Here is a 25,080-nt window from a genome sequence, read left to right on the forward strand (position 1 = left end):
TTATGGCAAAAAGAGAAGCACCAGAGGTAAATGCTGGATCTATGGCAGATATTGCTTTCCTTCTTTTAATCTTCTTCTTGGTCACAACTACCATTGGAGTTGATCAAGGAATCAATAGATTATTGCCTAGATATGAAGAAAATCCACCGGTTCCTCCTATTAACGAAAGAAATATTATGCGAGTTCTTGTGAACAAGGATAATCAGCTTTTGGTTAATGAAAAACCAATGGATATCAAAGAATTAAGACAAGCTGCGATCGATTTCTTAGATAATAATGGAGCGCAAAAGTGTGCTTATTGTCAAGGGAAAAAAGATCCAAATTCATCAGATAGTCCTGATGATGCAGTTATCTCTTTGATGAATGACGGTCAAACTACGTATCAAACTTATATAGCTGTACAAAACGAGCTTGTGGCTGCTTACTATTTCTTAAGGGATAGAGAAAGTATGAGACGTTATAATACAAAATATACAGATATTGAATATGTAGCGAACGACCCAGCATCTAGAGCTCAAGAAGGTTTAGTAGAAGAATTACAACCAAAGGTTAAAATAATTCAAGATCTATACCCAATGAGATTATCTGAAGCAGAACCAAGAAAGAACTAATAACCCTTTAAGTTTTAGAAATTATGTCTAAATTTAAAAAGAAAAAATCAGGTGGAACACCTGGAATTTCCACAGCATCATTACCAGATATTGTATTCATGCTTTTGTTCTTCTTTATGACTGCTACTACAATGAAAGATAGTGATTTGATGATTGAAAATAGATTGCCAAAAGCAAATCAAACTGCAAAATTACATAAGAAAAACTATATTATGTATATTTATGTAGGTAAGCCAAAATCAAATTACGCGTCAACTTTAGGCGCTTCAGATCGTATTCAGTTAAATGACAAAATATCATCGGTATCTGATATCAGAAGTTTTGTAATTACTGAAAGAGCTGAAAGAAATTCAGAAGACGAGAAGTACTTAACAGCTTCTTTAAAAATAGATAAAGATGTTAGAATGGGATTGATACAAGATATCAAAACTGAGTTACGTAAAGTTGAACAGTTAAAAGTAAACTATACAACTAATCAAGGTAACCCTTTAGATTAATTAATCTTTTCATTTAAATATATAAAAGGTACGCAAGGCGTACCTTTTTTTTATTACATTTATACAATAATTTTAATTATTTTGTTGGAATAATGCGTAAGTTCCTTTTATTATTTAACTTGTTTGTTGTTTTTGTGTCTTTCTCTCAAGAAGTTGGTGAAAGAAAAATACCAGTAGATTCTCTTTTTAGAGAAGATCAATTTTATTTTTCTGTAACGTATAACTTGTTAAGAAACACGCCTAATGGATATTCTCAATACTCTTTTTCTTCAGGAGTAACATTAGGTTTTTTAAGAGACATCCCTTTTTCAAAAAATAGAGATTGGGCAGTTGGAATTGGTTTGGGATATTCATATAATGATATAAAACACAATTTAAAAATTGCAAATCCAATAGGTTCTGAGTACAATACTTACAGTATTGATAATACCTATGATAAAAGTAAATTGAGATTGCATTATTTTGAAATTCCCTTTGAATTAAGATGGCGAAATGCCACCTATGAAAGTCATAAATTTTGGAGGATTTATACTGGTTTTAAGGTAAGTTATTTGTTTTCGAGTAAGAGTATTTTTGAATCGAGTACTGAAAATTATACAATTAAAAACAATAATGAGTTGACTAAATTTCAATATGGTCCTTATTTAAGTGTAGGCTACAATACGATTAATTTATATGCTTATTATGGACTGAAATCCAATTTTGACAATGCAAAGATAGATAGTAATAGTTTGGGTTTGAACTCTTTTAATATTGGTTTTATATTTTATATTTTATAGCCAAAAATGCCAAAATGCAATTTGTGATAGTACTCCGATACAACTCCCTACTATTAGCTCAATTGGAGTGTGTGATTTCATGTATAATCTGGAAGATGCAACAAATCCAGTTGCAATAATGATAAATGCAATACTGTTTATAAAATAAAATTGTAAATGTAGACTTAGGCTGTAAATAAACGTAGCTAAGGAACAAATAGCAATCATGTGTAAGCTGGCTTTGAATTTTAAAGAAACGGCTAAAAATGCCAAAATAGAACTCAAAAAACCCCCTAAAAAGAAATAGTATAATTCTGGTAGAGTGTCAAAAGATGAGCTAAACTTAATTAAAATAAACAATAAAACAGCCTGAATCATAATAGGGATTTTTCGCTCTTTTAAGTTGGCTTCTGTAAATGATTTTACTAATCCCATTGAATAGAAAAGATAATACAAAGATAAAGGAAGTAATAAAGTTAAAATTCCTACTTGTAAAAGTATCATATAAAAAAGAGTCTTAAAAAGATACATTTGTGATACTAAAAAATAGAATAGTGTGCCATATACAGAAATAAATATTGGATGAAATAGGTAGGAGAAAAAAGGGAGTACTTTTTTTAAATCCATATACTAAATTTCTTTTCTTAAACGCGCCACAGGAATGTCTAATTGTTCTCTGTATTTTGCAACAGTTCTTCTAGCGATAGGATATCCTCTTTCTTTTAGCATTTCAGCTAGTTTGTCATCGGGTAGTGGTTTTTTCTTGTCTTCTTCACTGATAACCACTTCTAATATTTTCTTAATTTCAATTGTGGAAACATCTTCTCCTTGATCGTTTTTCATGGCTTCACTAAAGAAATCTTTAATTAATTTCGTGCCATAAGGTGTTTCAACATATTTGCTGTTAGCAACCCTAGAAACGGTTGAAATGTCTAAACCAATTAAATCGGCAATGTCTTTTAAAATCATTGGTTTTAACTTAGTTTCGTCACCATCTAAGAAGTATTCTTCTTGATAATGCATGATAGCATTCATAGTGACATACAGTGTCTCTTGACGTTGTCTAATGGCATCGATGAACCATTTTGCAGAATCTAGTTTTTGTTTAATGAATTGTACAGCGTCTTTTTGAGCATTTGATTTTTCTGAAGAAACTTTATAACTCTGTAGCATTTCTTGATAGTCTTTCGATACATGTAATTCAGGCGTGTTTCTTCCGTTTAATAGTAGTTCTAATTCTCCATCTACTATACGTATAGTAAAGTCAGGAACTACGTGCTCTATAGGTTTTTGATTACCATCATAAGCACCTCCTGGTTTTGGATTTAATTTCTCAATTTCATCAATCACCTTTCGGAGCTGTTCTTTTGAAATTTCGTATTTTAAAAGTAATTTTTCATAATGCTTTTTTGTAAAAGCATCAAATTGATTTTCGATTACATCAATAGCCAGTTCAATCGAGTCGGTAGGTGTTTTGTGTTTTAATTGTAATAACAAGCATTCTTGTAAATCTCGGGCAGCTACACCTGAAGGTTCTAATTCTTGTACGATATTAAGAATTCTTGTAACAGTTTTTTCATCTGTATAAATACCTTGTGTAAAGGCTAAATCGTCTACAATATCTTGAATACTTCTTCTAATATAACCCATATCATCAATACTGCCTACTAAAAATTCGGCAATATCTCTTTCTTCATCATTTAGTATAAAAGTATTTAATTGGTTTAGTAAGTCTTGATGAAAAGTAACACCTGCTATAAAAGGCATGCTGTTGTCTTCATCATCATCGCTATAATTGTTAGTTTGGTATTTATAATCTGGAGTTTCGTCGTTGCTTAAATATTCGTCAATATTAATGTCTTCTGCGTCAATTCTTTCCCCTTCATATTCATCATAATCGTCGTTATTATTAGTATCTCCAAAGTCATCATATTCAAGATTTTCTTCTTTACCATTTTCAAGTGCTGGATTTTCAACCAGTTCCTCTTGTAATCGTTGCTCAAAGGCTTGCGTAGGTAATTGAATTAACTTCATCAACTGAATTTGTTGAGGAGATAATTTTTGAGATAATTTGAATTGTAAACTTTGTTTTAACATTGTAAATTGGGATCAAAAACTAATAATTGTTTAGTCGAATAAACAAATATACGACTAAACGATTAAAAAAGGGATATTAAAATTCTGCGTTCTGTGGTGTTCTTGGAAAAGGAATTACATCACGAATATTTGTCATTCCCGTAACAAATAAAACCAATCTTTCAAATCCTAATCCAAAACCAGAATGCACTGCCGAACCAAAACGTCTGGTATCTAAATACCACCATAATTCTTCTTCTTCAATACCTAATGCTTTCATTTTCTCAACTAAAACGTCTAAACGTTCTTCTCTTTGAGAACCTCCAACAATTTCTCCAATGCCAGGGAAAAGAATATCCATTGCTCTTACCGTTTGGCCATCATCATTTAAACGCATGTAAAACGCTTTAATTTTAGCTGGATAATCAAATAAAATTACAGGACATTTGAAATGTTTTTCAACTAGGAAACGCTCGTGTTCACTTTGTAAATCCGCACCCCATTCGTCTATAATATAATTGAATTTTTTATTTTTATTTGGTTTGCTATTCTTTAAAATGTCAATAGCTTCAGTATAAGAAACACGTTTGAAATTATTGTCTAATACAAAATTTAATTTTTGTAATAAACTCATTTCACTACGTTCTGCTTGTGGTTTTGATTTTTCTTCTTCTAAAAGTCTGCCTTCTAAAAATTTTAAATCATCTTCACATTTTTCTACTGTATATTTAATCACATATTTAATGAAATCTTCTGCTAAATCCATATTGGCTGCCAAATCATTAAAAGCAACCTCAGGTTCAATCATCCAAAACTCTGCTAAATGTCTAGAGGTATTTGAATTTTCAGCTCTAAAAGTAGGCCCGAAAGTATAAATTTGACCAAGAGCCATTGCGAAAGTTTCTCCCTCTAACTGACCAGAAACGGTTAAGTTGGTTTGTTTACCAAAGAAATCTTCTTTATAATTTACGCTACCATCTTCATTTCTAGGAGCTGAACCATCTAATGGTAAAGCGGTTACTTTAAACATCTCACCAGCACCTTCGGCATCTGAACCTGTAATGATAGGTGTATTTACATAAACAAATCCTTTTTCTTGAAAATATTGATGTACAGCAAAAGATAATACGGAGCGCACACGCATGATAGCACCAAATGCATTGGTACGAACCCTTAAATGCGCATTTTCACGTAGAAATTCTAAAGAATGTTTTTTAGGTTGGATTGGATACTTTTCAGCGTCACTATCTCCTAAAATTTCAATTTTTGAAACTTGTATTTCAACTTTTTGACCTTTTCCTTGACTTTCTTGCAGTGTTCCTGTTACTGAAACTGCAGCTCCCGTAGTGATTCTTTTTAAGGTATCTTCAGGAGTGTTTTCAAAATCTACGACACACTGAATATTATTTATGGTTGATCCATCATTTAAAGCAATAAACTGATTGTTTCTAAAAGTTCTTACCCAACCTTTAGCGGTTACTTCTTGTAGTGTTTTAGTATTGTTTAATAGGTCTATGACTTTAATATGTTTCATTTTGTTAAAATTTAATATGCAAATATAAAATTATTCGTTTTCAGTTTCAATTTCTTCTTTATCTTCTGCTAAAATATCTATTGTAGGCTCTGTAAATTCTTGTTCGTTTGCAATAGAACGCTCTAATGAAAGTAATAATGCGGGTAAAAAGATCAAGTTGGATAACATAGCAAATAATAAGGTGGTTGCTACCAACCCTCCTAAAGCAATGGTGCCTCCAAAACTCGATAAGGTAAATACTGAAAAGCCAAAGAACAGTACTACAGAAGTATATAGCATACTTACACCGGCATCTTTTACCGTGTTATATACTGATTTTTTAATTCTCCAATTGTTTGCTATCAACTCTTGACGGTATTTTGCCAAAAAGTGAATGGTGTCATCAACCGAAATACCAAAAGCAATACTAAATACCAAGATAGTTGAAGGTTTAATTGGAACTCCTAAAAAGCCCATCAATCCAGCTGTGATAATTAATGGAAGAATATTCGGTAATAAAGAGATGATAATCATTTTGAAAGATCGGAACAAGTAAGCCATTAATAAAGAAATTAAGAAAATAGCAAACAACAAAGAAATGACTAAGTTGTGCACTAAATAATGCGTTCCTTTCTCAAATATATACGCTTTACCCGTAATGGCAACATCATATCTTTCTTTTGGGAAAAGCTTTTCAATTTTTTGTGCTAATCGATCTTCGGTATGTTTCATTTTATCGGTACCAATGTCTCGCATGAACGTTGTAATTCTCACAAATTGTCCTGTACTATCAATATAACTTTTTAAAAGATTTTCTTTGCCTTTTCCTGTAGAGTTTTTGATGTAAGATAATATGAAAGCTTCTTCTTGTTTTGTGGGAAGTTCATAATATTCTGGATTCCCATTATAATAAGTCTGTTTGGCATATTTTAACAAATTAACTAATGAAACTGGTTTCGAAAGTTCAGGAATTTCTTCAATCGTTTCTTGAAGCTCGTTAATCCTTTTTAAAGTAGCCGATTTTAAAGCACCTTTTGGACGTTTGGTATCAATCATAATCTCTAATGGCATCACACCATCAAATTCTTTTTCGTAAAAACGAATATCTTCAAAAAAGCCTGTATTTTTAGGCATATCTTCAATAACACTTCCTGAAATTCGCATTTGAGTAATTCCGATGATACCGAAAACTAGTAAACCAATAGCTACAGAATAAATAGCAATTGTTTTCTTTTTAATAGTAAGTAAAATCCAATCGATAAAAAACTGAATGTAATTTTTTTCTAAATGAGCTAAATGCTTGTCTTTAGGTAACGGCATGTAGCTGTAAAGAATAGGGATAATAATTAAACTTAAAAAGAATAAAAAGATAATATTCAAGGAAGCTATAATTCCAAACTCTTTTAATAAATCGCTATCAGTTATTATGAAAGTGGCAAATCCAGCTGCTGTGGTAAGATTTGTCATTAAAGTAGCATTTCCTACTCTTGAGATAACACGTTGTAAAGATTTGGCTTTATTACCATGTTTTTTTATTTCTTGCTGGTATTTGTTGATAAGGAAAATACAATTGGGTATACCAATTACAATAATTAACGGTGGAATAATGGCAGTTAAAACGGTAATTTCATAGTTTAATAAACCAATGGTTCCGAAAGACCACATTACAGCTATAATTACAATAATCATAGAAATAAAAGTGGCACGGAAACTTCGGAAAAAGAAAAAGAAAAGTAAGGAAGTAATTCCTAAAGCAGCACCTACAAACAAACCAATTTCACCTAATATACTTTGTGAATTTAAGGTTCTGATATAAGGCATTCCAGAAATTTTTAAATCAATACCGGTAGCTTTTTCAAATGCTTCCACACGATCTTCGCTAAGGTATTTATTTACAAATTCTTTTCTTTTAGATGTATTAACAATGTCTTTGTTGATATAAATGGCAAATCGAACTGCTCCAGATTCTTTATTGAACAACATGCTTTCATAAAATGGCAGGTTGTTGAACAATTCTTCTTTTTTTTCTTTTAAATACGCGTCTGAAAGTTGGTCGTTATTTACAAAAGGGACTAAGTTAAATTTTTGATTTAAAGTATCTTTTTTAAGTACTTTTAAATCACTAATAGACAAAGTTAAATCTACCGCTTTGTCTTTTTTAATTTCATTTATAAAATTTTCCCAAAGTCTTACGTTTTTTTCGGTAAAAAAGGAATCATCTTTAAAACCAATAACAATAAGATTACCTTCTTCTCCAAACTTCTCTAAAAAGAGATCATATTGAATTGTAATTTCGTTATCCTTAGGAAGTATATTTGCTTCTGTATAAGTCATTCGGATTTTTTGCCACTGTAATGCCATAAACAAAGTAAAGAGCACTAGAGCGACTAAAAGACCTATTCTGTTACGTAATATTTTGGTCGCAATAAAATCCCAAAAACTGGTCGTTAGCCATTTAATCATCGTCTGAAAAATTAGAGCGCAAAGGTAATGATTCTTACTTAATTAGTTAGGTAACAACCAAAAGATTTAAGGAAATTTTAAAACCCTAAATCGATAAAGTAAGAAATTTTTAAAGCAATATTGTCTTCAAAAGTTGGTAATTGATTTGGACCATATCTAAAAAAGGCGGTTAGTCCTAAACCACGAAATAATTTATTACATTCTACACCACTTTCAAAAAAGCCTTTTTCTAAAGATTTAAAAGGCAATCCCATATGCGTATTTTCTTTGTTGATTTCTCCCCAAGCAAAACGAGTAACAAAAGAAAATTCTGGGTTAATTCGGTACGCTAAACGAACGCGATTAAAGGTGTGTTTTAACTGTAGTGATACATATTTATCGGAGAAAAATTCATTAAAATACATGGTTTCAAAACTGTTTTTACCCGCAAAGGTTATTCTTTGTAATAAAGCGTCTCTATTTAAATTATTTGGTTGTAAACTATATAAATGTGTTAAAGGAACATCACCAAAAGCAATACCAGTTTGAAATAAAATCGAACTTGATTGTCCTGATAAATAGGGGATTTCATAAAAAGTTTTAAAATCGATTTTTGTAAAAGTGAAATCGTTATCTAGCATTTTCGGAACCGTTTGCGTTACTTGAAAAGAGAACTTTGGGTGTCTTTTCTCAATTTCAATTCTACTTTTAGGAGTTTGCATATAGTTGCTAAAAGGATTCCATTGAAAAGCAGCTTGAAAAGCGGTAATAGTGTATGCAGTATACGCATTGTCATTATTTACAAAAGTATAATCAAATTTAGGATTGATTTTACTATTAAATAAAGAAAAATAAGCTTCTGTTTTTGGAAAATAATTACTTTCTACAAACAATGAAGTTGTTTTATTACCGTAAAAGGTAGAAATATTAATAGGTCGAGGGTCATATATTTTAAATCGTCTTGGGTCTGTAGCAAAAGTAATTTGAGAAATTTCGTTTAAATCGTCTGAATAGGAGGCACTAATCCAAGTTTCTGATTTAGCATCAATAAGATAAGAAGGTGTAATGCCAAATTTAAACGCTTCGTCTTTGATGCCATAAGCACCATAAAAAGCAACTTTGTACTTTTCAGAAAGTTTGTCATTGGTTACACCGCCTAAACCAAGTCTAAAACCTTCAAAGTTGTTGTATTTAATAATGCTTCTTAAATCGACATCGACATAACTTATAGGATAATATCCGTTTAATATTTTTTTACCTAAGAAAATTTTGCGTTCCAGATTTTTCGATTCTGACAAACTGTCTAGTGAAGTATAGGTGCGTAATAATCTGTTGTCGATAGTGTCTTTGGCAAATTTTTTCCAGTAACTGTTTTCTCTTTTTAAGCCATCTTTTTCAATGGAAATTTTAATACCTTTATTGTGAACCGTTACTTGTTTGTCTAATTCAATGTCAAATGGAATAGATTCTATAATTAAATACACCTGATCCGTGGCATTAGTATTAGGTGTTGGGTCTAGAGAAGAACTAAATTTAATAGTATTTCCGAGAATTTTAATATCATCGGCATTGTTTCCTTTAAGTACGGTTATTTTTCTCTTTTTGGGGAACCAAAGTTCTTCTTTGTCCTGATAGTCAAAAGTATAATCGGCATTTATGTGAACAATACCATAAATTCTATAATAGGCTCTTGCTATGGCAAAAGTTTCAGCATCTATGTAAAGTAGGCCTCTTAATCGGCTCGATTTTAGTTTTTTAGGTTGGAAAAAGACCTTATAGGTTTTTCTGTTTTGAATGTTTACTGAATCGACCATATAAAAATTATACAACCGACGACCATAATTTGAAATTGGATTTTGAACAGGTGTTTCTAAAATTTCAAAAGGATTTTCATAAACGGAGTAAGAAAACAAATTAAGTCCTAAATATTCATATAATGGCTCTTTAAAACCAGCCATTCTGGTTGCAATAACGGTTTCTTTATATCCTTTTTTATTGTATTGAATAAGATTTACTTTTTCTGTTTGATATAAATGGTTTTTTTCAACGAGTTTTTTCAACTTATAATTCGAAGAATCTAACCGAATGATGCGTTTACCGAAGAGTGTGCGTTTATAAACGGGTTCGATTTTTCCAGAAATGGAATCTGGATTTGCGGTTACTAATAAACTTTCGTAATTTTTATATTGAAAACTTTCTAGTGCTTTTTCAGGTTGATTGAATCGTTTGTTATCGATTACCTTCTTAATCACTTTATTCACTTTGTTATCGGTATAAATTTCTACTTTTTCAAAAGTATTCCAATCGATAGCCATTTTTATAATAACTAAATCTTGATTTGGAGAGATGTATACATTTTTAGTTTGATATCCTTTGTAGCTTACGGTTAAAGGTTTGTCATTTTGCGTAATTTCTATTTCAAATTTTCCTTCCCAAGTAGTGGTGATGGTTTTGCCTAGATATTCCACTTTACAATAAGCTAATGGAACTCTACTATCTATATCTATTACTTGTGCTTTTATTTTGTTTTGACCAAATGAAATAGCAGTATTTAGCAAAACAATCCAAAAAAAGAGGTATCTCATTAAAAAGGTTTTGTTATGTTACAAACTTACATAAATTTAGTTGTTTTTTATTTGCTTAAAACGAACATTTAGGAATCATTAACATTTGAAATAAAAAAATCCCAAATTATTTTGGGATTTTGTTTTTTATAATTGCCAAGGTGTTTTCCCGTCAACTTCTTTAATCTTTGTTATTTGATTTGAAAACAGAATGTTTTTTTCAAATTCTTGCGCTTTTAATTCGATTTCAACTTTTTTGTTTCTTTGTCTTAAATCGTTTAACGTGTAAGATTTGATTTTTTTATAAGCTTCTTCCGAAAGAAAAATTCGTAGGGTGTCTTTTTGTCTTTTTAACTGTAAAGAAGGTTTTTCTAATAAATCATATTGATTTAATTTTTCAAGATATAAAAATCGTTCATTCACTTTTGTAGAATCTTCTTCTTTAAGTTTTTGGTATACAAATTTCATTTTTGCAAACTCCCTTTTAGGAATGCCTGTAGAAGGGAAAGTACTTATTCTTTTAAAGAATAATTCACCACTTATTGTTTGGTTAGGTATATTTTGTGTTTCATTTTGTTCCTTGCAAGAGCACAATAAGCATGCATTTAAAAATAAAAAAGTAACAATGATTATTTTTTTCATATAGGTGTAAATAAAAATACCCAATTGGTATAATTGGATATTTTGTTATTTTGAGAAGTTAGACTTTCATTATTTCAGCTTCTTTTACTACTAAATGTTCATCGATTTTTTTGATGTAAGCATCAGTTAATTTTTGAACATCTTCTTCTGCTTTTTTACAAATATCTTCAGAAGTACCATTTTTTTCTTCCTTTTTAATATCGGTGTTAGCATCTTTACGGGCATTACGGATACCAATCTTTGCATCTTCAGCTTCAGCTTTAGCTTGTTTTACTAATTCGCGTCTTCTTTCTTCTGTTAAAGCAGGAATGTTAATAATGATGTTTTCTCCGTTATTCATTGGATTTAATCCAAGGTTAGCCATCATAATTGCTTTTTCAATAGGTTGTAACATGTTTTTCTCCCAAGGAGTAACTGTTAATGTTCTAGCATCTGGAGCATTAATATTTGCTACTTGCGATAAGGGGGTTTGTGAGCCATAATAATCAACAAAAACCCCACCAAGCATTTGAGGCGAAGCTTTTCCAGCTCTAATATTTAAAAATTCTTTTTCTAAATGGGCAATGGAACCTTCCATGGATTCTTTTGCACTGTCTATTATAAAATTAATTTCTTCAGTCATCGTGTCTCTTTTTATGATTATTAGACTTTCTGAATTCTATATTCTGAATTCTAAATTTAGTTATATGGTTACTGTTGTTCCTATGGTTTGTCCTTCACAAACTTTTAATAAATTCCCTTTTTTATTCATGTCAAAAACAATAATAGGCAATTTATTTTCCTGACTTAGTGTGAATGCTGTGGTGTCCATCACGTTAAGACCTTTGGCTAAAACATCTTCAAAGGAAATATAATCAAATTTAATAGCCGTAGCATCTTTTTCTGGATCAGCAGTGTAAACGCCATCAACTCTTGTTCCTTTTAAAATAACATCAGCATGAACTTCAACGCCTCTTAAAACAGCAGCAGTATCTGTTGTAAAGTAAGGATTACCTGTTCCTGCTCCAAAAATAACGATACGTCTTTTTTCAAGATGTCTTGTAGCACGTCTTTTAATGTATGGTTCTGCAATAGCTTCAATTTTTAAAGCAGTTTGTAAACGTGTTTGCATTCCTGCATCTTCCAAAGCTCCTTGTAAAGCCATTCCATTAATTACAGTGGCAAGCATTCCCATATAATCACCTTGTACGCGATCCATCCCGTTGCTAGCACCAGCTACTCCTCTAAAAATATTGCCCCCACCTATAACGACAGCAATTTCTACTCCTTTATCGTGAATTTCTTTTATTTCTTGCGCATATTCGGCTAAACGTTTTGGATCAATTCCATACTGTCTATCTCCCATTAAAGCTTCACCGCTAAGTTTCAGAAGAATTCTTTTATATTTCATCAGGATGTGTGTTTATTTTGAGTTGCAAATATAAATATATATCTACAGAAAAAAAATCTTGAATACATTATGCATTTATTTCCGTTAAACTATTTTTAGCTTCAGTATAACCAATATTAAAAATCGTTTGCATTTTTGCTTTATTAGTTTCAAAAGTACTAAAATTAGCTAATTCCTTTGGCTCAATAATAAAATCACATAAACTAAATTTTTGGTAATTACCCTGGGCGGATAATAAGTCAAAAGCTCGAGTTGTAATGGCTTTTATTGATTTTAAATCTTTGGCTTCAATATTCTGAATTGGACTAACATATACGCCTATAATGCAATCACAATGTCCTTGTAATAAATCGGTAGGGAAATGATTTAAAATACCGCCATCGCTATACATTTTATGATTAATTTCGTAAGGAGTAAGCATGCCAGGAAATGAAGCAGAGGCTAAGACAGCATCCACTATTTTGGTACTATCATTAAATATTTTCAATTTACCTTTCACTAAATCGGTTGCTGTAATTTTAACAGGTATGGGTAAATCTCCAATTTTTGTTTCTCCGAAGATGGTGTTAAAATAAATTTTAAAAGAATCGGAATCAATTATTCCTGGCTTTTTTAGAGTAAAATGTTTCCAGTTAAAAAAATAGATGGACTGAAAAAATGTAAGTATTTCTTTTGGAGTTTTTCCAAAAGCATATAAGGCCGCAATAATCGCTCCAGCACTAGAACCAGATAATATGGTGGGTTTTATATTTTGTTCGTCTAAAAATTGAAGAACACCTGCATGCGCAATTCCTTTAGAGCCACCTCCAGAAAGTGCAATGCCAATCTCTTTTGAATTAAAATCCATAGTTGTTTATTGTTTTTTTATGCTGCTTTTGTACTCCGTTCCTTTTTTAAAAAACAGAGAAATAGATATGTAACATAACGAACATATTATGTTCAAATTTAGCTTTAAATTTGTAAAATAAAATCATGAGAGATGAAAAATATAATAGAAAAAGCATTATCAAATTCTTACAGCTATAAAGAATATACAAAATTAGTTTCAACATTAATAGAACAAGGTCTTTCAACAGGAAACACTCAAAGTGAAGCTCTATTGCATTACTCCCAATTAAACGAAACTAGGGTAAAACGATTAGATAAGACAATAACTGTAGATGCGAGTATAGTTTCGAATATAAAGAGCATCAAAAAGCCCTTTATTTGGCTGGTAATTACAGAAGGTTGGTGTGGAGATGCTGCGCAGTTACTACCTATAATAAATAAAATGGCAATATTAAATGAAGCCATTGATTTACGAATTGTTTTAAGAGATGATCATGAAGCATTAATGGATTTGTTTCTTACTAATGGAAGTCGTTCTATACCAAAGTTGTTAGTTATTGATGCTTCAACAAAAGAAGTTCTTGCAGATTGGGGGCCAAGACCAGAACCAGCAAGAAAATTAATTGCAGATTACAAATCGGAGCATGGTGTAGTAGATGAACCCATTAAAATTGAGTTGCAAAAATGGTATTTACAAGACAAAGGGCTTACTACGCAACAAGAAATTATTCATTTAATGAATAATTATCTGGTAGCAACATCAAAAACCAAAGAGTCCTTTTTACACTAAGAATTTTTTTTCTAAAACATAGGTATGGTATCTTATTTGTAAGATGTAAACTCCTTTAGAAAGAATGGTGCTAGGTGAAAAACTTAGGGTGTCGCCTAGTACGGTGTGGGTGTTGGAATAAATAAGTTTTCCAGAGAGTGCATGTATACTAACTTTTACTTCTGTATTAATAAACTTTTTAAACGCTACGTTAATTTGATTGTTACTGATTGGATTTGGGAAAAGAAGGATGAAATTGTTATCGATAGGCGGATTAAATGAACCATTTCTGAAAATAGGTAAGGTTTGAAAACTACTTCCTAAAACACTTGTCGATTGTTCATCAGTCATGCAAAGCCAATCTTTCATAATAGTTGCATAGAGTTGTTTAAAATCAAACTGCATAGGAACTTGTTGATTTACGGTAGCATTTTGTGGTAAATCGGGTGAAGAACCAATCATTCCAGAAACAGGATGTTCCGTTCCAATAACATTTGCAACACCAGTATTTAATGAGCTTCCGAAAAAAAGAACTGGAGCGCTTGAACCATGATCGGTTCCTAAACTGTCATTACTTTTTATTCTACGACCAAATTCGCTAAAAGTCATACCAGTAACTAAATGCGATTTGCCCATTTTTTTTAAATCAGTTTGAAATGCACCAATAGCTTTGGAAAGAATGGCTAAATTTTCAGGTTGTCTTCCTAGTTTTTTATCCGATTCCATGATTTGATTTTCATGAGTATCAAAACTTTTATGATGATTCACAATGTAAATAGGAGTTTGTAAACCACCATTAATTAAACGCGCTACAATTTTAAGTTGAGCTGCTAATTTGTCGTCAGGATATTCAGTTGTTTGCTCTTGTGGTACATTATAAGCAGTTTGTATGGTTTCCTTATAGGCATTACTTTGATCTTTCATTAAACGAAGGAAAGTAAGTTCTAAACCGTAATCAGTATTGGGAGCAGGATCTATGGTTTCATTAATAACATTTAGTAATTGATTTGGATCTGGAGCGCTATAACCCATATTGATGTTTGGGCCTTGTAGAGAAAATGGTAATGTGGATCCTATTTGTATGGCTAGTGGATCTCTCATGTTGCTATTCGGATAAGCTTCAGGGAAATCAGGATAGATACTATCTAGAGCCCTACCAATCCATCCAGTATCTAATGTTTCATTACTTTGTGAAGCCGTAAACCAAATATCTGTAGCTCTGAAATGGCTATAACTAGGATTTGGATAGGAAACACCTTGTACAATCATTAATTCGCCTAAATTATATAATTCTTGTAATTCGGTCATGGCTGGATGTAAGCCTGTTGTTATATTATTGTTTAATGGTAAAACTTCATTTTCATTGAGTAAAATGTTTGGTCTTGCATTGGATAATTCAGACCATTTGTCCCTTGGAAAAACCATATTTAAGCCGTCGTTACCACCACTCATTTGAATGATAACTAATATTTTTCCGCAATTTGAAGCAGCATTTGCTAATGTTTGCAGGTTAGTGCTTTCTAATTGTGAAGAAGCTAAAACAGGTATTTTATTAAATAATAGAGGAGCAGCAACTAATGCAGATGTTTGAATAAATTTTCTTCTTTTCATGGTTTCCAGGATTACATTAATTGAAATTCAGCTAATTGAATAATAGTTAGAAACAAACCGTTTAAACGAGTAGTTACGGCTAACTTATAGGTTTCATTAGTAGGGTCTTGAGTATAATTGTTCCAAGCTTGTGTCCAATAATAATCTGTTGCTTGACCAGTTAGTAAGTTTTGTATTTTGATATCGTTTTTTTGTTCGGTACTTAAATCTATTGGTAAAAGATATTTTACACATTCATCCACAAGAAGATTTGGGTCAATACAAGTAGCATTCGGAAATTGTTGTACAAAAGCTAATGTATCTGCTTTTATTTTAATAGTTAAGCCATTATGAGTAAATGTAATACCATAAAAAATATACGAAAGATAAGCAAATCGTTTTTGAATCGTATTAGAATTAATCCAATACTCATGGAAGGATGGATTTTGATAAAAAGCTTGCCAGCCAGCTACATTTGGAATACTACCCATACTTTGTTCCATGTCGGCCAGTAAATCATCTAGTCTTTGCCAAATATAGTATTGTGCATTATAATTTGTGGGGTCACTTACATTAGTTTCAATGTTCATAGTTCTGATAAAACCAATGAATAAATCTAAAGGAGATTTTATATATACTCCTCTGTTTGCCATGTCATAAAAATGTTGGCTTTTAAAAAGTTTGTCTAAAACAGGTAAAATTTCCCAATTATTTGCTACAAAATGTTGAGCCAAAGGTTCTATGACGTTTGTTTCAATATATGGGTCAATGTCATAATATACAAAAAAGCGATATAATCTTCTACAGATATATTGCGATACAACTTCAGATTTTGCAAAAATCATATCGATAAAATCATCTAGTTCTTGAACTCCACTATTAGAAATTAAAGTGTTGTCAAAGAAAGCTGAAAATTGTTTAGCACTATCATCATGTTTGTTTACAACAAATTCTGTTGTAGGAATGGAAGTGTTTAAATTTTGCACTCTCCAACCCGTTAATACTTTAGCCGCTTCAATAACATCGGCTTGAGTGTATTGACTGTTAGGTCCTTTTCCAAGAGTAAATAATTCCATTATTTCTCTGGCAAAATTTTCATCTGGTGCGGTATTGGTATTCGCCTGATTATTTAAATAATACATCATGGCTGGTTGTGTAGCAATACTTCGTATTAAGGTTTTAAAATTTCCTCCCGATAAATCTCTTAAATTTTTAATGTATAGATAACAAACTCTTGCTGTATTTCCAGAAATATACTGATTTGAACTGGCTTTAATAAAATCAAAATCAACAGGTATAAAGTGATACCAAAAGAGTACCATCTTTTCTCTAATTGAAATGTCTTGACTGATAGCTAGATTAGTCATCCATGAAGTGAGGCTAGTCATTCTTTTTCTATCAGTAGTATTGCCTGTTCCGTTTGTTATGAAAGCATCTGTAGTCCAATCTTCACCATAAGGCAAACTGTTTTCGTCTGGTTCGTCTAATTCATAATTGTTTATGGGAGGTAAAGGAACAGTTGCATCAATGTTTAAAATTAAATCGACCGCTTCCATCATGGATAGATTGCTAATAGTATCTAAATCAGATTTTTTAAAACCAAAACCAGTTCGTTTTAATAAATGTATGGCTTGTCTGTCTGTCCAGGCGCCAGTGTAAGGGTTTAACCCAGAGGTAACTGGGTTTACTCTGTCTAATTCAGAAAGGGTGTTTTGATTAGAGATATTTGTAGAAGCAAGTGTTCGTCTTCCGTTAAAAATCTTCCTTGAATATTTCTGAAATAAAGGGTCGGTTTGATAGTTTTCTAGGATTTCTTTTGAAAATAATTTCCTTAATAGCGCTCTTCGAGTAAGTATCTTATTCCTCATAAGCTCCACAGTTATTAGAAGGTTAGTTTCTTACAAAAGAAAGTATTCTTTTGGTAATAACACCCCCCAAAAGTAGGGGTTGCAGCTATTTTGGTAAATAAGATTTTGCGTTTAAAAAAGAGTAATTAGTAAGAAATTAAAAATTGAACAAACACAATCCAATATTAATACTGTATACTTTGTCTAAAGCATTTTCAACAAAATAACCATGGAAGTTACCTTCAATGCATATACAAATACCTTCGCCAGTTTCTATACCAATACTGACTTTCTGATAAATACCTTGTAGATTACCTCTACCAATTGCAAAAGATTTTCCAATACTATATTGAGCTGTAATTCTAGTTTCTTCATCTATTCTTGGACTGATTCTAAAGTTTGTAAATACTGGTGCAGTTACTAATTTATAACTGCCATAAAAATCTAATCCTGAATTAGCACTTACACCAATCCATTTATTATAATGAATTCCATAACCAAATTTAGCACCTAATCCATCAGGAACAAACCAGTTGTTATTTTGAGAACCGTCTGAATAATAATTTCCTCTGTTTTTATTTCCTTTGAAAGGAACTACAATGTCAAATTGTGTGTAAGTAATTTTTTGAGTTGGAGCTTGATTTTCATTAATAATAGTTTCTACTTGGCCAAAGCTAAATTGGTATACAAAACCAATAAAAAATAAGATTTTAATTTTCATGAACTATTTTTTCAAAATCAATAGGATCGACCGCATCGATTACATTATAGCTTCCAATTCTTGTTCTTCGCAAGGCAGTTAAATGACCTCCAGATTGAAGTGCTTTTCCAAAATCATAAGCTATAGAGCGAATATAAGTGCCTTTACTGCATTTAATTCTAAAATCTATTTCTGGTAAGTTAATTCGAGTAATTTCAAATTCATAAATAGTAGTTTTTCGGGCTTTTATTTCTACCTCTTCACCAGCTCTGGCATGTTCATATAATCGTTTTCCATCTTTTTTAATAGCTGAAAACACAGGAGGTTTTTGATCTATTTCTCCAAGAAATAGTTGTATTGTTTCTTCAATTAATACTTCTGTAATATGTTCTATAGGGAAAGTAGCGTCTATTTCAGTTTCTAAATCATAAGAAGGTGTTGTGGCTCCTAGAGTGATAGTGCCAGTATATTCTTTTTCTTGGGCTTGAATTTCGGTTATTTTTTTGGTAAACTTACCAGTGCAAATAATTAAAAGACCTGTAGCTAAAGGATCTAATGTACCTGCATGACCTATTTTGAATTTTTTAGGTAAATCGTATTGCTTTTTTAAAATATATTTTAATTTGTTAACAGCTTGAAAAGAGGACCAAGTTAGTGGTTTGTCAATTAATAAAACTTGACCATTCAAGAAATCTTCGGCAGTCATTATATAATAGTTAATTCTTTAATAAAAAAATGAATAATTAATATCGCAGCTCCAGCTATAATACGATAGTAGCCAAATAATTTAAAGCCGTGTTTCGTAAGGTAACCAATAAAAGCTTTTATCGCAATTAAAGCAACAATAAAACCAACTACATTTCCGATAATTAGTAATTGTGTTTGGTCTTGCGTTAATTCAAAACCAGCTTTGTAATAATCGTATAACTTTTTTACAGTAGCTCCTAGCATAGTAGGTATTGCTAAAAAAAATGAAAATTCAGCAGCAGCAGTTCGGGATAATTTTTGACTCATTCCACCCACAATACTGGCTCCACTTCTCGAAACACCTGGAATCATAGCCAAACATTGGAAAAAACCTATTTTTAGAGCGGTCAAATATGATATTTCAGTATTTTCAGAATTACCAAACCAATCATCTACTTTTAAAAGTATTATACCTCCAATAATCAATGAAATGGCAACCACAATAGGATTTTCTAATAAACTGTCTATAATGTCATTTAATAATAAGCCAAAAATAACGGCTGGTATAAAAGCTACAAAGAGCTTGAAATAGAAATCTAAACTTTGAAAAAAACGTTTAAAATAGAGCACAACAACCGAAAGAATGGTACCCAACTGAATAACAATAGTGAAAAGTTTGGTAAAATCGTCACTGGCGATACCAAAAAAAGAGGATGCAATTATCATGTGACCTGTAGAAGAAACAGGAAGAAATTCTGTGATTCCTTCTATAATTGCGAGTATAATAGCTTGTAGTGTATTCATAATTTTACAAAAATATGTTTTTTTATAATAGTTTTAGTTGTTTTTTTGTAGTTTAGAAAATTTGATTTAGCACTTTATATTTTTAGAATTAGTCAGCATGAAAAGATATATTACTATTTTTTTATTGATTTTTTTTCAATCTTTACTAGCTCAGTATTCTGGTTCCAAGGAATTTGAGGTGGTGAAAGAGAAAGTAGCTGAACGTTATGTAACCAATCCTCAAAAAGTTAAAGAAGAAGCTTATCAGTTTTATAGTTCAGCTAAAACGAATGAAGATAAAGTAATTTCGTATCGCTATCTTGGTTATATATATGATCTTTCTGGTAATGTGGATTCGGCTCGATTTTTTTTTCAAAAGCAATTGGCTTTTTCAAAGCAATATTTTTTCTCTAAGAAACAATATTACCAAGCTGTAATAGATTATGCTAATTGGGGAACAGACTATGTAGATAGTAACGTATTGATTCAGGAATTAACCCAGGCCTTATTAAAAATAAACGAATTAGAATTTCCACAGCAAAAAGGATTAATGTACATGCTAATGGGAGATTTACTTTTGAGAGAAAAACAATTAGAAAAGTCAAACGAATATTTTGATAAATCCTTTGCTTTAATCCAAGGTAAATTTGCAGAACAAAATTATTATCTTAGAAAAAGTGAAATTGCCTTTGAAAAGGGAGAGTATTTAAATGCAAAAGAAAATTTGCTAACTGGTTTTGCTCTTTTTGAAGATAAAGATGTATATGGTTATCCATTATATCTAAACAAATTAGGCTACTTATACTTATTATTGGGGGATATAGAAAATTCAAATCAATGTTTGTATGAATCATTGCATTATCAAAGAAAGAATGGATATTCTAATTTATTGTCAAGCACCTATCTTAATTTGTCTCATTTAGCCAAAGTAGAGAAAAATGAAAGACTGGTTAAGTTTAATTTAGACAAAGCGTTAGAATCTAATCAAGGAAATATTCAGGTTTTAAAAGATGTTTATTTAGCGTATAAGGATTATTATTCAAGTCAAGGCGATTTTATTAATGAGCATGAAAGTTTAACTCAATTTGATAAAATTACGGATAGTATTTTTAATGTTGAAAAAGCAAAATTAGGAATTGATTTAGAATCTAGGTTTCAACTAAGAGAGAACAAAAAAGAACTAGCTTTAAAAGAAAAAATTATACAAAAGGAACAAAATATAAAATCATTACTAGTCATTGGTTTTGGTATATTACTACTCATGTTAATTGCTTTAATCGGAGTGTATTTTAATAAAATAAAAACACAAAAAAAACTAAGTACTAACCAACAGTTATTACACGAAGAACAATTGAAATCAATGCTAGAGCATCAACGGACTGAAATAATCAAGGAAAAAATTAAGGCAAAACTAGAAGAACGTTCTAAACTGTCTTTAGAATTGCATGATGGAATAGCAAATGAAATTGGAGCATTAAAAGTTTCATTAACGAATGATGCACTGGAAGCAGCTAATATTAATTCGATAGTTGATAAAATAGATAAATTATATAACGAAGTTAGAGATTGGTCCCATGATTTAAATTCGGATAAAATATTAGATATCGAATTTTCGCAGCTAATCAATAGTTTGTGTTTAATTGCAGAGAAAAAAGGAATAAAAATAACCAAGAATATTTTAATAGACGAAAAAATTAATACCTTAGACGATTCTATTTTGTTGAATATCTATAGAATTTTGCAAGAAGCAATTAATAATGTTTTAAAACATGCCAAAGCTACTGCAATTCAATTAGATATTTTTCAATCTGAAACCGAATTATTTCTCATCATCAAAGATAATGGTGTTGGTTTTTCAAAAAACAGTTCAAAATCGGGTATTGGTTTAAAAAATATTGAAAAAAGAATTGAAATGCTTAAAGGGAAAATCTATATTATGTCTTCTGATGAAGGAACCATTTTAGATTTAAAATTACCTTTATAATGTCACATAAAATACTTGTCGTAGACGATCATAAAGTTTTTGCAGAAAGCATTGCTTCTGTACTACGAAATAAATATGAAGTAGTTGAGGTGTCTTCCGTAGAAAAGGCAATACAAATTGTTACTACTTTTTCTCCCGATTTAATTGTTACCGATTTGCAATTGCCAGATCAAGATGGTTTTTACTTAATAAAATCGGTTAAAAGTAAAGGACTCGATATAAAAATATTAGTATTAAGTAGTTTAACTAATCAATCCACCATTCACAAACTAATTCAGCTTGGTATCAATGGATTTCTTAATAAAAATGTATCTAGTATTGATTTGTTAAATGCAATTCAAAAGATTTTACAAGGAGAATCTTTCTTTCAGGCAGACATTTATAACGATTACATCAAGAATTTTAAATTAAAAACAGACAAATCTAATGAAATTACTCCACGAGAGATAGATGTTTTAAAATTAATCATTGAAGAAAAAACCACCAGCGAAATTGCTGAAATATTAAATATATCTAACTATACCGTAGAGGGTTATAGAAAAAATTTATTAAATAAAACAGGTGCTACAAATGTTGTAGGTTTAATTAAATATGCTATGAAAATCAATTTAATTTGAAAAAAAAGTAATAAACCCCTTTTTTCAGGGGTTTGCAGTTTCTAGTAATGTAGTTTCTTTGTAACACAAACAAGTAAACAAACAAAAAATAAACAAACAACAATTGGGCAACTGTAAATTAAATTAAGTAACAATCCCCTTAAAACGCCTACGCTGATTTAAGGGGATTTTCTTTTTTACTCGTTTGTAAATTTTGTTAAATTTTGAAAAAAAACAACAAACCCCTTTTTTCAGGGGTATGCAACTTCAAGTAATATGCTTTCTTTGTAATGACAAATAAATAAACAAACAAGAAAGAACAAACAAAAAACAATTGGGCAACTGTAAATTAAATTAAGTTAAGTAGCACCCTTAAACGCCTATGCTGATTTAAGGGTGCTTTCTTTTAGAGTAGTTTTTAATTACTTTTTGTCTTTCTTGAAAATAGAGTAAATTACAATAGCAAAACCTGTTAATACAGTCGTTGGTGCTAAGCGAATACGTCTAAAACTAAAAATATCTTCGCTCCATACCTCAGGATTTGTGCTTCCACCACCACTCATTAAAATAAATCCTAAAGCAATTACAGCTAAACCAATTAATAGAAAGGTATAATTTGCTTTTCCAAATAAGAATTCTGGTTGGTTATTTTCATTCTCTTTTTTCATATAAATATGTTATTTTATGAGTTTGTATTATTAATTTTAATATTTGAACGCTAAAAAAATAGAATTGTTGTCTTATTTAATATAAATCGTCAGTTCTTAGATTTAAAAAACGTTGTGTGGCAAAAAAGGTACTTATTGAAGTAATGATAATTCCTACAACTAAAACACCACTAAATACTATAGCTAAAGATCCATAATCTTTTAATAGACCTAAACTAGGTAAAAATTCATCGGCATAATATACTAATGCTAAAAGTGCAAGTATGGCCAAACAAGAACCTGCTAACCCTAATTTAATACTTCTCCAAATAAAAGGTTTTCTAATAAAAGACTTCGTAGCACCTACCATTTGCATCGTTTTAATGGTAAATCGATGAGAATAAATCGATAAACGCAAAGAACTATTAATTAGTAACATGGCAATTACAGCTAAAAAACCACTAATGATTAACATCCAAAAACTGATTTTTTTAATGTTGTCGTTTACCAAATCGACTAACTGCTTGTCGTAGATAATTTCAGATACCATTTCATTCTTCTTAATATCGTGCTCAATTTTCTTAATACTATCTGCCACAACATATTCTCCTTTTAAATTGATGTCAAAAGAATTTTGTAATGGATTAAAACCTAAAAAAGACATGAAATCTTTCCCTACAATATCCACATTGTTTTTGGCAGCACTGTCTTTGTGTACAAAAGCATACTCTTTTATAAAACGAGAATTCTTCAATTGCGTATCAAAAGCATCTAAAATACTATCTTTCGCTTCGTTTTTAAAGAAAACTGTCATCGGAATATTCTCTTTAAAATCGGTAGTTATTTTTTTGGAATTAATTACAAACAAACCTAAAGTTCCAAGTAAAAAGAGAACCAAAAAAATACTCAATACAACTGAAAAGTAAGATGAAATTAAACGTCTTTTGTTATAATTTTCAAATGAAGATGCCATAAAATTTAGAAATATGAGGTAAAAATAGTAAAGAAATTTTGTTTATATAGAATATAACAACAAAGTTTTAACTTTAATATTTTAAAATGTATTTTTGTACCAGTTTTTTTAAGAAGTAGGAAACTACTTTAAACTTTTAAAATTTACACTTAAAAATGAAATATTTTCATAACGAAATCGAAGCCAAATGGCGTAAATATTGGGCAGAAAACCAAACTTTCGCTGCAGAAAACCCTACTGAAGCCTCAGGTAAACCAAAATATTATGTATTAGACATGTTTCCTTATCCATCAGGAGCAGGTTTACACGTGGGTCATCCACTAGGATATATCGCTTCTGATATCGTCGCAAGATATAAAAGGCATAAAGGTTTTAACGTGTTGCATCCACAAGGATATGATTCATTTGGTTTACCAGCAGAACAATATGCGATTCAAACGGGGCAACATCCAGATAAAACTACCAAAGAAAATATTGCGCGTTACCGTGAACAATTAGATAAAATCGGATTTTCATTTGATTGGAGTAGAGAAGTACGCACTTCAAACGCCGATTATTACAAATGGACACAATGGATTTTTATCCAATTATTCAATTCTTGGTACAACAACGATGCCAATAAAGCGGAAGATATTGCTACTTTAATTGCTCTTTTTGAAAAAGAAGGAAATGCTTCAGTAAATGCAGTTTGTGATGAAGGAATTACTATTTTTTCGTCAAGCGAATGGAACGCATTTTCAGATGAAGAACAGCAAAAAATACTATTACAATACCGTTTAACCTATTTAGCAGAAACAGAAGTAAACTGGTGTCCAGCATTAGGAACGGTTTTGGCCAATGACGAAATTGTAAATGGTGTTTCAGAACGCGGAGGACATCCAGTTATTCGTAAAAAAATGACGCAATGGTCGATGCGTATTTCTGCGTATGCTGAGCGTTTATTACAAGGTTTGGAAACCATCGATTGGACCGAATCGTTAAAAGAATCGCAACGCAACTGGATTGGAAAATCAGTTGGAGCAATGGTTTCTTTTAAGGTATTACCAACAACCGACAACCAACAACCAACAACTGTTGAAGTCTTTACCACACGTCCTGATACGATTTTTGGGGTTACATTTATGACTTTAGCACCAGAACACGATTTAGTAGCTAAAATTACAACTCCCGAACAAAAAGAAGC

The 25,080-nt window shown here is 30.9% G+C and carries 23 protein-coding genes; 7 read left to right on the top strand and 16 right to left on the bottom strand.

Annotation, left to right across the window (positions count from 1 at the left end; translation table 11 throughout):
• Positions 1-2: 2 nt before the first annotated feature.
• The 3 genes from CX675_RS01015 (at position 3) to CX675_RS01025 (ending at position 1,887) form a co-directional block, all read left to right on the top strand.
• On the top strand, positions 3-611 hold the full coding sequence (locus CX675_RS01015) for a biopolymer transporter ExbD (protein WP_130733352.1): 609 nt from the start codon (positions 3-5) through the stop codon (positions 609-611).
• Positions 612-634: 23 nt separating this feature from the next.
• On the top strand, positions 635-1,108 hold the full coding sequence (locus CX675_RS01020; RefSeq protein WP_130733353.1) for a biopolymer transporter ExbD: 474 nt from the start codon (positions 635-637) through the stop codon (positions 1,106-1,108).
• Positions 1,109-1,200: 92 nt separating this feature from the next.
• Positions 1,201-1,887, top strand: a complete 687-nt coding sequence (locus CX675_RS01025; protein WP_130733354.1) for a porin family protein — start codon at positions 1,201-1,203, stop codon at positions 1,885-1,887.
• Here CX675_RS01025 and CX675_RS01030 read toward each other — a convergent pair.
• The 9 genes from CX675_RS01030 to CX675_RS01070 form a co-directional block, all read right to left on the bottom strand.
• Entirely contained in the window at positions 1,882-2,370 is a 489-nt protein-coding gene (locus CX675_RS01030; RefSeq protein WP_130733355.1) for a hypothetical protein, read from the bottom strand. The genes CX675_RS01025 and CX675_RS01030 overlap by 6 nt on opposite strands.
• Positions 2,371-2,496: 126 nt before the next feature.
• Positions 2,497-3,963, bottom strand: a complete 1,467-nt coding sequence (rpoN, locus tag CX675_RS01035; protein ID WP_130733356.1) for an RNA polymerase factor sigma-54 — start codon at positions 3,961-3,963, stop codon at positions 2,497-2,499.
• Positions 3,964-4,039: 76 nt separating this feature from the next.
• The gene (gene asnS, locus CX675_RS01040) at positions 4,040-5,476 is read right to left on the bottom strand and encodes an asparagine--tRNA ligase (protein WP_130733357.1); all 1,437 of its coding nucleotides are present in this window, start codon (positions 5,474-5,476) and stop codon (positions 4,040-4,042) included.
• Between the two features lie 30 nt (positions 5,477-5,506).
• Entirely contained in the window at positions 5,507-7,918 is a 2,412-nt protein-coding gene (locus tag CX675_RS01045) for an RND family transporter (RefSeq protein WP_130733358.1), read from the bottom strand.
• Between the two features lie 77 nt (positions 7,919-7,995).
• A complete protein-coding gene (locus tag CX675_RS01050; protein ID WP_130733359.1) occupies positions 7,996-10,482 on the bottom strand; it encodes a DUF5686 family protein in 2,487 nt (828 codons plus the stop codon).
• Positions 10,483-10,608: 126 nt separating this feature from the next.
• Entirely contained in the window at positions 10,609-11,103 is a 495-nt protein-coding gene (locus CX675_RS01055) for a hypothetical protein (RefSeq protein WP_130733360.1), read from the bottom strand.
• Between the two features lie 58 nt (positions 11,104-11,161).
• Positions 11,162-11,725, bottom strand: a complete 564-nt coding sequence (gene frr, locus CX675_RS01060; protein WP_130733361.1) for a ribosome recycling factor — start codon at positions 11,723-11,725, stop codon at positions 11,162-11,164.
• A 60-nt stretch (positions 11,726-11,785) separates the two neighbouring features.
• A complete protein-coding gene (gene pyrH / locus CX675_RS01065; protein ID WP_130733362.1) occupies positions 11,786-12,493 on the bottom strand; it encodes a UMP kinase in 708 nt (235 codons plus the stop codon).
• A gap of 67 nt (positions 12,494-12,560) precedes the next feature.
• Positions 12,561-13,340 carry a patatin-like phospholipase family protein gene (locus tag CX675_RS01070; protein WP_130733363.1) on the bottom strand — a complete coding sequence of 260 codons (780 nt, stop codon included), beginning with the start codon at positions 13,338-13,340 and terminating at the stop codon, positions 12,561-12,563.
• Positions 13,341-13,472: 132 nt separating this feature from the next.
• Here CX675_RS01070 and CX675_RS01075 point away from each other — a divergent pair, with 132 nt between their 5' ends.
• A complete protein-coding gene (locus tag CX675_RS01075) occupies positions 13,473-14,111 on the top strand; it encodes a thioredoxin family protein (protein ID WP_130733364.1) in 639 nt (212 codons plus the stop codon).
• Here CX675_RS01075 and CX675_RS01080 read toward each other — a convergent pair.
• The 5 genes from CX675_RS01080 to CX675_RS01100 all read right to left on the bottom strand — a co-directional run bounded on the left by CX675_RS01080 (position 14,103) and on the right by CX675_RS01100 (position 19,718).
• On the bottom strand, positions 14,103-15,701 hold the full coding sequence (locus tag CX675_RS01080) for a DUF1501 domain-containing protein (protein ID WP_130733365.1): 1,599 nt from the start codon (positions 15,699-15,701) through the stop codon (positions 14,103-14,105). The genes CX675_RS01075 and CX675_RS01080 overlap by 9 nt on opposite strands.
• An 11-nt stretch (positions 15,702-15,712) precedes the next feature.
• Positions 15,713-17,548: a DUF1800 family protein gene (locus CX675_RS01085; RefSeq protein WP_130733366.1), complete on the bottom strand. Its 1,836-nt coding sequence runs from the start codon at positions 17,546-17,548 to the stop codon at positions 15,713-15,715.
• Positions 17,549-17,684: 136 nt separating this feature from the next.
• Complete coding sequence (locus tag CX675_RS01090; protein ID WP_130733367.1) at positions 17,685-18,248, bottom strand: hypothetical protein; 564 nt, start codon at positions 18,246-18,248, stop codon at positions 17,685-17,687.
• Positions 18,238-18,933, bottom strand: coding sequence for a tRNA pseudouridine(55) synthase TruB (gene truB / locus CX675_RS01095; RefSeq protein WP_130733368.1), 696 nt, complete (start codon positions 18,931-18,933; stop codon positions 18,238-18,240). Before truB ends, CX675_RS01090 begins: the two co-directional genes overlap by 11 nt.
• Entirely contained in the window at positions 18,933-19,718 is a 786-nt protein-coding gene (locus CX675_RS01100; protein ID WP_130733369.1) for an undecaprenyl-diphosphate phosphatase, read from the bottom strand. Before CX675_RS01100 ends, truB begins: the two co-directional genes overlap by 1 nt.
• Before the next feature lie 97 nt (positions 19,719-19,815).
• On the opposite strand from CX675_RS01100, the gene CX675_RS01105 reads away from it, so the two are divergent.
• Together CX675_RS01105 and CX675_RS01110 are read left to right on the top strand one after the other, a co-directional pair.
• Positions 19,816-21,681, top strand: a complete 1,866-nt coding sequence (locus tag CX675_RS01105; protein ID WP_130733370.1) for a sensor histidine kinase — start codon at positions 19,816-19,818, stop codon at positions 21,679-21,681.
• The gene (locus CX675_RS01110; RefSeq protein WP_130733371.1) at positions 21,681-22,298 is read left to right on the top strand and encodes a response regulator transcription factor; all 618 of its coding nucleotides are present in this window, start codon (positions 21,681-21,683) and stop codon (positions 22,296-22,298) included. Before CX675_RS01105 ends, CX675_RS01110 begins: the two co-directional genes overlap by 1 nt.
• A gap of 401 nt (positions 22,299-22,699) precedes the next feature.
• Here CX675_RS01110 and CX675_RS01115 read toward each other — a convergent pair whose 3' ends face one another.
• A complete protein-coding gene (locus CX675_RS01115) occupies positions 22,700-22,945 on the bottom strand; it encodes a DUF3098 domain-containing protein (protein ID WP_130733372.1) in 246 nt (81 codons plus the stop codon).
• Between the two features lie 76 nt (positions 22,946-23,021).
• Positions 23,022-23,897, bottom strand: a complete 876-nt coding sequence (locus tag CX675_RS01120) for an ABC transporter permease (RefSeq protein WP_130733373.1) — start codon at positions 23,895-23,897, stop codon at positions 23,022-23,024.
• A gap of 155 nt (positions 23,898-24,052) precedes the next feature.
• Between CX675_RS01120 and CX675_RS20060 the strand changes: the two genes are divergently transcribed.
• Positions 24,053-25,080, top strand: a 1,028-nt coding sequence (locus tag CX675_RS20060) for a class I tRNA ligase family protein (RefSeq protein ID WP_240723555.1), incomplete at its 3' end; no start/stop codon positions are given.

The sequence above is a fragment of the Flavobacterium sp. J27 genome (genome assembly GCF_004303025.1).
Taxonomy (GTDB): domain Bacteria; phylum Bacteroidota; class Bacteroidia; order Flavobacteriales; family Flavobacteriaceae; genus Flavobacterium.

Excerpts from the sequence above, each read along its gene's own strand:
- CX675_RS01015 (WP_130733352.1), top strand. The coding sequence starts at position 3 with ATGGCAAAAAGAGAAGCACCAGAGGTAAATGCTGGATCTATGGCAGAT.
- CX675_RS01020 (WP_130733353.1), top strand. The coding sequence starts at position 635 with ATGTCTAAATTTAAAAAGAAAAAATCAGGTGGAACACCTGGAATTTCC.
- CX675_RS01025 (WP_130733354.1), top strand. The coding sequence starts at position 1,201 with ATGCGTAAGTTCCTTTTATTATTTAACTTGTTTGTTGTTTTTGTGTCT.
- CX675_RS01030 (WP_130733355.1), bottom strand. The coding sequence starts at position 2,370 with ATGATACTTTTACAAGTAGGAATTTTAACTTTATTACTTCCTTTATCT.
- rpoN (WP_130733356.1), bottom strand. The coding sequence starts at position 3,963 with ATGTTAAAACAAAGTTTACAATTCAAATTATCTCAAAAATTATCTCCT.
- asnS (WP_130733357.1), bottom strand. The coding sequence starts at position 5,476 with ATGAAACATATTAAAGTCATAGACCTATTAAACAATACTAAAACACTA.
- CX675_RS01045 (WP_130733358.1), bottom strand. The coding sequence starts at position 7,918 with ATGATTAAATGGCTAACGACCAGTTTTTGGGATTTTATTGCGACCAAA.
- CX675_RS01050 (WP_130733359.1), bottom strand. The coding sequence starts at position 10,482 with ATGAGATACCTCTTTTTTTGGATTGTTTTGCTAAATACTGCTATTTCA.
- CX675_RS01055 (WP_130733360.1), bottom strand. The coding sequence starts at position 11,103 with ATGAAAAAAATAATCATTGTTACTTTTTTATTTTTAAATGCATGCTTA.
- frr (WP_130733361.1), bottom strand. The coding sequence starts at position 11,725 with ATGACTGAAGAAATTAATTTTATAATAGACAGTGCAAAAGAATCCATG.
- pyrH (WP_130733362.1), bottom strand. The coding sequence starts at position 12,493 with ATGAAATATAAAAGAATTCTTCTGAAACTTAGCGGTGAAGCTTTAATG.
- CX675_RS01070 (WP_130733363.1), bottom strand. The coding sequence starts at position 13,340 with ATGGATTTTAATTCAAAAGAGATTGGCATTGCACTTTCTGGAGGTGGC.
- CX675_RS01075 (WP_130733364.1), top strand. The coding sequence starts at position 13,473 with ATGAAAAATATAATAGAAAAAGCATTATCAAATTCTTACAGCTATAAA.
- CX675_RS01080 (WP_130733365.1), bottom strand. The coding sequence starts at position 15,701 with ATGAAAAGAAGAAAATTTATTCAAACATCTGCATTAGTTGCTGCTCCT.
- CX675_RS01085 (WP_130733366.1), bottom strand. The coding sequence starts at position 17,548 with ATGAGGAATAAGATACTTACTCGAAGAGCGCTATTAAGGAAATTATTT.
- CX675_RS01090 (WP_130733367.1), bottom strand. The coding sequence starts at position 18,248 with ATGAAAATTAAAATCTTATTTTTTATTGGTTTTGTATACCAATTTAGC.
- truB (WP_130733368.1), bottom strand. The coding sequence starts at position 18,933 with ATGACTGCCGAAGATTTCTTGAATGGTCAAGTTTTATTAATTGACAAA.
- CX675_RS01100 (WP_130733369.1), bottom strand. The coding sequence starts at position 19,718 with ATGAATACACTACAAGCTATTATACTCGCAATTATAGAAGGAATCACA.
- CX675_RS01105 (WP_130733370.1), top strand. The coding sequence starts at position 19,816 with ATGAAAAGATATATTACTATTTTTTTATTGATTTTTTTTCAATCTTTA.
- CX675_RS01110 (WP_130733371.1), top strand. The coding sequence starts at position 21,681 with ATGTCACATAAAATACTTGTCGTAGACGATCATAAAGTTTTTGCAGAA.
- CX675_RS01115 (WP_130733372.1), bottom strand. The coding sequence starts at position 22,945 with ATGAAAAAAGAGAATGAAAATAACCAACCAGAATTCTTATTTGGAAAA.
- CX675_RS01120 (WP_130733373.1), bottom strand. The coding sequence starts at position 23,897 with ATGGCATCTTCATTTGAAAATTATAACAAAAGACGTTTAATTTCATCT.